This is a genomic window from Pokkaliibacter plantistimulans (assembly GCF_003194385.1).
GTDB classification, from domain to species: domain Bacteria; phylum Pseudomonadota; class Gammaproteobacteria; order Pseudomonadales; family Balneatricaceae; genus Pokkaliibacter; species Pokkaliibacter plantistimulans.
This window is the reverse complement of sequence record NZ_LAPT01000197.1, coordinates 1-1,950: the sequence shown is the minus strand read 5'-3', so window position 1 is coordinate 1,950 and position 1,950 is coordinate 1. Positions and strand designations below refer to the sequence as shown.

At 53.7% G+C, this 1,950-nt stretch carries 3 protein-coding genes and 1 pseudogene; all 4 read right to left on the bottom strand.

Features of this window, described 5'->3' with window-relative positions:
- Positions 1-212 (bottom strand): hypothetical protein (locus tag WH50_RS25830; RefSeq protein ID WP_133251441.1); only part of this gene is annotated, 212 nt, incomplete at its 3' end.
- Positions 213-226: 14 nt separating this feature from the next.
- Positions 227-643 carry a hypothetical protein gene (locus WH50_RS25825; protein ID WP_110190365.1) on the bottom strand — a complete coding sequence of 139 codons (417 nt, stop codon included), beginning with the start codon at positions 641-643 and terminating at the stop codon, positions 227-229.
- Positions 637-1,176, bottom strand: coding sequence for a hypothetical protein (locus WH50_RS25820; protein WP_110190363.1), 540 nt, complete (start codon positions 1,174-1,176; stop codon positions 637-639). Before WH50_RS25820 ends, WH50_RS25825 begins: the two co-directional genes overlap by 7 nt.
- Positions 1,177-1,190: 14 nt before the next feature.
- Positions 1,191-1,950: pseudogene (locus WH50_RS26520) on the bottom strand (hypothetical protein); the annotation flags it as partial.

Sequence of the window (1,950 nt, the reverse complement as noted above, 5' to 3'; positions counted from 1 at the left end):
TCGGTGGTGAGGTCGTCAGCGCTGGCATCGCGGTCGCCTTCCCCGCCATGCAGAGGCAGACGCTTTTCATAGTCCAGCCAGGCGGGGGGCAGACCACCGTGGTGGGTAGATTTATTCAGTGTCATCGCTAGCGGTGAACGCGGCTTATGCCCCTGGTTATATTTTTGTCTGGGGTTAAAGCGATAGGCGGTGGCGCTGTAGTAGTTATCCATTGTGTGCTGCCGCGTTACTTACTAAAGCGTTGCTGCTGTTCGGTATTGATGGCGTCTACTCTGGCTTTGAAGGCTTCTTCGCTGAGGTCACGCCACTGGCGCGGGTGGCGCCCGGTTTTGCGGTCATGTTCGGCAGTGGTGGGGTCGAGATGGCGGAAGGCTTCGAGCATAGGCAAGTCAGGCAGTGGCTGGTTGATGTCCATATAGGTATGCAGGCAGTCCCATAAACGCCGTGCTTCGTGCTCTGAGCCTACAGCACCGTAGAGTTTGCCGAGAAATACTTTGTGATGGGGCTGGGCAGTTTGCCGCAGCCACATACTGTAAGCGGTAATAAAACCCTGATGGTTACGAATCAATGACAGCTCGGCCGCCATCTCGGCAAAAGGGACTTCAGCACGAACTTGTCCCTTACCTTTGTATATGGTCACCATGCCAGTACGTCGGTTGAGGTCAAAGTAGGGGCGCATGGCGTTAAAAATAAAGTTACTGCCCAGATACAGAGCCGCTTTGCCCCCCCCCATAGGGCGAGGGGGATGCTAAGTAAAATCAAGTACCCTTGTACTGCTTTTGCCCCAAAACCTTGCGCAAACATAATAAACATCGTGATAAAACCAGCGATTCCTATCATCCAAGTGCCTACTTTCCCAATGGCGTAAGCAAGGGTGCCTATGGCATATAGCCAGGAAGCCTCCCCATAAGAGACCCCCCTGAGTATTTCGTGGTCGAGGCGCATGACGGCATTTTGCAAGTCGCTATCCGTCATATTGGCTGGGGTAGCATCCGCCCCTTTCTCTCCACCGTGAATAGCATTTCTTTTGCTGTACTCCAGCCAGGCAGGGGGTTGCCCACCCAAAGGCGGAGCTTTCAATAGCTCCGTGGCGATGATGGATCGCAATTTGTGCCCCTGGTTATATTTTTGTCTGGGGTTAAAGCGATAGGCGGTGGCGCTGTAGTAGTTATCCATTGTGTGCTGCCGCGTTACTTACTAAAGCGTTGCTGCTGTTCGGTATTGATGGCGTCTACTCTGGCTTTGAAGGCCTCTTCGCTGAGGTCACGCCACTGGCGCGGGTGGCGCCCGGTTTTGCGGTCATGTTCGGCAGTGGTGGGGTCGAGATGGCGGAAGGCTTCGAGCATGGGCAAGTCAGGCAGTGGCTGGTTGATGTCCATATAGGTATGCAGGCAGTCCCATAAACGTCGTGCTTCGTGCTCTGAGCCTATGGCACCGTAGAGTCTGCTTAGTGCAATATCCTGATGGGGTTTGGCAGTCTGTCGCAACCACATGCTGTAAGCGGTAATAAAGCCCTGATGGTTACGAATCAATGACAGCTCGGCCGCCATCTCGGCAAAAGGGACTTCAGCACGAACTTGTCCCTTACCTTTGTATATGGTCACCATGCCAGTACGTCGGTTGAGGTCAAAGTAGGGGCGCATGGCGTTAAAAATAAAGTTACTGCCCAGATACAGAGCGGCTTTGCCCCCCCCCCATAGGACGAGTGGGATACCCACAATGGTAAGAATAATAGGTGTTGCATCGATAGCATCGCCATGGGCTGCGGCGATAAAAAAAACTATTACGCTGCAGATAGCTAAACCAATACTCCCCACTTTGCCAATGGCATAAGCAAGGGTGCCGAAGGCATATAGCCAGGAGGCATCGCCGTAAGAGACTCCCCTGAGTATTTCGTGGTCGAGGCGCATCGGCAGCTGCTGAACCTCCTCGGTGGTGAGGTCGTCAGCG

Bases quoted from the DNA above. Each gene is read 5' to 3' on its own strand.
- WH50_RS25825 (WP_110190365.1), bottom strand. From the start codon at position 643: ATGGTGACCATATACAAAGGTAAGGGACAAGTTCGTGCTGAAGTCCCT.
- WH50_RS25820 (WP_110190363.1), bottom strand. From the start codon at position 1,176: ATGGATAACTACTACAGCGCCACCGCCTATCGCTTTAACCCCAGACAA.